At 71.3% G+C, this 3,715-nt stretch carries 2 protein-coding genes; one reads left to right on the top strand and one right to left on the bottom strand.

What is annotated here, in order from left to right; all coding sequences use genetic code 11:
• Positions 1–597: 597 nt before the first annotated feature.
• Entirely contained in the window at positions 598–3,144 is a 2,547-nt protein-coding gene (gene pepN / locus MXD58_RS22770) for an aminopeptidase N (RefSeq protein ID WP_248838921.1), read from the top strand.
• Positions 3,145–3,207: 63 nt separating this feature from the next.
• Here the strand turns inward: pepN and MXD58_RS22765 are convergent.
• Positions 3,208–3,715, bottom strand: a 508-nt coding sequence (locus MXD58_RS22765; protein WP_250609889.1) for a type III PLP-dependent enzyme domain-containing protein, incomplete at its 5' end; no start/stop codon positions are given.

Here is a 3,715-nt window from a genome sequence, read left to right as displayed (position 1 = left end):
GTCCGTCACCACGTCAGCGGCCGGATGCGGCGACGCTCCCCCGGCGGGACGCGCCGGCCGTGTGGCTGGTGCCGCCTGTGTGGCTGGTGCCGCCTGTGTGGCTGGTGCCGCCTGTGTGGCTGGTGCCGCCTGTGTGGCTGGCGGGGATTGCTTGGACTGCGCCGACCCGGTCGGTGTGGGGCCGCTCGGACGCGCGGGAGCGCGTACCCGGCCAAGCCCGGCCACCCGTCTCACCCGCGCCTCCCTCCGGCGACGCCTCGCGCGTCCCCCCGTCCACAAGACATGGGGTCATCGTGCCGTACCGCCGACGCTGGCGGGGGATTGACCCACGCGAAAACGCACATTCCGCGAATTCGCGCTGCCATGTCATGGAGGCGCGGCAGGGCCGGGACACCGGCCGGCGCGGGTATACGGAGGGCATCCGTATCGTGCGCGGGACGTGCGAGACTGGGCCGACCCAGACTGTTGGCCGACCGAGACTGTTGGCCGACCCAGACTGTTGGCCGACCGAGACTGTTGGCCGACCCAGACTGTTGGCCGACCCAGCCAGACCAGCCAGTGCCAGCCGTGATGTTCGTGTCCTGCGAGAGGAAACGGGTGCCCAACAACCTCACCCGCGACGAGGCGCGCGAACGCGCCCGCCTGCTCAACGTGGCGTCCTATGACGTCGAACTCGACCTGACCACCGGCCCGGCGAACTTCCGCACGTCGACGGCGGTCACCTTCACCTGCACCGAGCCGGGTGCCTCGACGTTCATCGAACTCGCCGCCGCCCGGGTCGAGGAGGTCGTGCTCAACGGCCAGCCGCTGGACCCGGCCGCCGTGTTCGACGGTGAGCGCATCCGGCTCGACGGGCTGGCCGAGGCGAACCGGCTGAGCGTCGTCGCCGACGGTGTGTACTCCCGCACCGGCGAGGGGCTGCACCGCTTCGTCGACCCCGTCGACGAGGCCGTCTACCTCTACACCCAGTTCGAGACGTACGACGCGCACCGCATGTACGCCTGCTTCGACCAGCCGGACCTCAAGGCGGCGTTCACCCTCTCGGTGACGGTGCCGGCCGAGTGGTCGGCGATCTCGAACGGCGCGGTCGCGGCGACGGCGGAGGCGGCGATCGGCGCACGCGTCATCCGCTTCCTGACCACCCCGGTGATGTCGACCTACATCACCGCCCTGGTCGCCGGCCCCTACCACGAGGTTCGCGACCAGCACGACGGCATCGACCTGGGGCTGTTCTGCCGCCGCTCGCTGGCCGAGTTCCTCGACCCGGGCGAGATTTTCGAGATCACCAAGGCCGGTTTTGACTTCTACCACCGGGTGTTCGACTACCGGTACCCGTTCGGCAAGTACGACCAGCTGTTCGTGCCGGAGTTCAACGCCGGGGCGATGGAGAACGCCGGCTGCGTGACCTTCCTGGAGGAGTACGTCTTCCGGGCGAAGGTCACCGAGGCCCGCCGCGAGCGGCGCGCGGAGACGATCCTGCACGAGATGGCGCACATGTGGTTCGGCGACCTGGTCACCATGCGCTGGTGGGACGACCTGTGGCTGAACGAGTCGTTCGCGACCTACATGTCGGTGCTGGCCCAGGTCACCTCGACCCGGTTCACCAATGGCTGGACGACGTTCGCGAACGCCGAGAAGGGCTGGGCGTACCGGCAGGACCAGCTGTCCTCGACGCACCCGATCGTCGCCGACGCCCCCGACATGGACGCGGTGCGGACGAACTTCGACGGCATCACCTACGCCAAGGGCGCGTCGGTGCTCAAGCAGCTCGTCGCCTGGGTCGGCCAGGAGGAGTTCCTCGCCGGGCTGCGCAGCTACTTCCGCCGCTACGAGTACGCGAACACCTCCCTGCGGGACCTGCTCGAGGAGCTGGAGAACGCCAGCGGGCGGGACCTGAGCGCCTGGTCCGCCGACTGGCTGGAGACCACCGGCGTCAACACGCTGCGCCCGCGTTTCTTCACCGACTCCTCGGGCCTGTTCACCTCGTTCGATGTGGTGCAGGAGCCGGCGAGCGCGCCGCCGACCGCCTCGCGGACGCTGCGCCCGCACCGGCTCGCGATCGGCCTCTACGACCGCGGTCCAAGCGGCGCCCTGCTGCGCCGCGAACGCGTCGAACTGGACGTGACCGGTGAGCTCACCGAGGTGTCCAAGCTCGTCGGCGCCCGCCAGCCCGATCTGATCCTGCTCAACGACGACGACCTCACCTTCGCCAAGGTCCGCCTCGACGAGCGCTCGCTCGCCACCCTCGTCGAGTCGATCGGGTCGATCTCCGAGAGCCTGCCGCGGACGCTGTGCTGGGCCGCCGCGTGGGACATGACCCGGGACGCGGAGCTGCCCGCCCGTGACTACGTCCGGCTCGTGCTGTCCGGGGTCAGCGCCGAGGACGACATCGGCGTGGTGCAGTCCCTGCTGGCCAAGGCGGACCTGACGATCGACACCTACGGCGACCCGGCGAACCGCCGCCCGGCGCTGCGGACGCTGACCGCGCGGGCGGAGGAGCTCGCCCGCGCCGCGGCGCCCGGCAGCGACCTGCAGCTCGTGTTCACCACGTCGTTCGCGCAGGCCGAGGACGATGATCAGGTGGCCCGGGTCCGGGCGCTGTTCGAGGGCACCGACGTCATCGAGGGCCTCGTCCTGGACACCGAGCTGCGCTGGACGCTGCTGACCCAGCTCGTCGCCCGCGGCGTCTACGGCGACGCCGAGATCGAGGCCGAGCTGGCCCGCGACCGCACGGCGACGGGCGAGAAGCGGGCGGCGACCGCGCGCGCGGCCCGTCCGACCGCGGCGGCGAAGGCCGCCGCCTGGTCTGCGGTGATGGACTCGGACGAGCTGTCGAACCATCTCGCCGCCGCGACGATGGGCGGCTTCTGGATCTCCGACCAGGTGGAGTTCACCCGGCCCTACGTCGACCGCTATTTCGACGAGATCGCCGCGATCTGGACCAGCCGGAGCTTCGACACGGCCTCGACGATCACCCAGATGCTCTTCCCGTCGGCGGTCATCGAGCCGGCGACGGTGGCGAAGGTCGACGCGTACCTCGCCGACCGCGACCCGACCCCGCCGCTGCGCCGCGCCCTGCTGGAGGGCCGCGACGGCCTCGTCCGGGCCCTGGCCGCCCGGACGAAGGACGCCGCGACGGCGTAGGTCACCGGCGCCGTGCGGCCGGTGACCCGACAGGGCCCCGGCCGCACGGCTCAGCTCATCCGCCTAGCAGCGGCCGCGGGCGTCGACCGTGAGGCGTTCGCCGGTCGGCGCGCCGGCGCGGAACACCACCATCTCGTCGACGAGGTTCGGCACCTGGCAGACATGGTTCGGCACGACCCGCAGGACGCTGCCGAGCGCGGGTGGTTCCTGCCCGGCGCTCATCCGGCAGACCGCGTGATGCTCGTAGAGCTGCTCGATTTCGGCCTGCGGAAACTCCACGACATGCCCGTGGCCGCGCAGCCAGCCGGGGCGATCGGACGAGAGCACCTTGGACCCGGCGTCCAGGACGAACTGGGTGCCGAGACCCTGTACCGACACGCTCACGACGGTGGTCGCCACTACCAACGCCACGTCGTCCCAGGTGCAGGAACCGAGCAGGACCTGCGTGCGGTCGCCGAAGATGTAGACCCCGGGCCGCTCCTCGGTGACGGGGGCGCGCGCCGACAGGGCGGCCGTCGGCGTGGAACCGGCGCTCACGACGAGCCCGCCGGGGCCGCGGCCGAAGCCGCCC

Origin of the sequence: Frankia sp. AgKG'84/4 (assembly GCF_023242965.2) — a bacterium.
In the GTDB taxonomy this organism is placed as follows: domain Bacteria; phylum Actinomycetota; class Actinomycetes; order Frankiales; family Frankiaceae; genus Frankia.
This window is presented reverse-complemented; position numbering and strand designations above follow the sequence as displayed.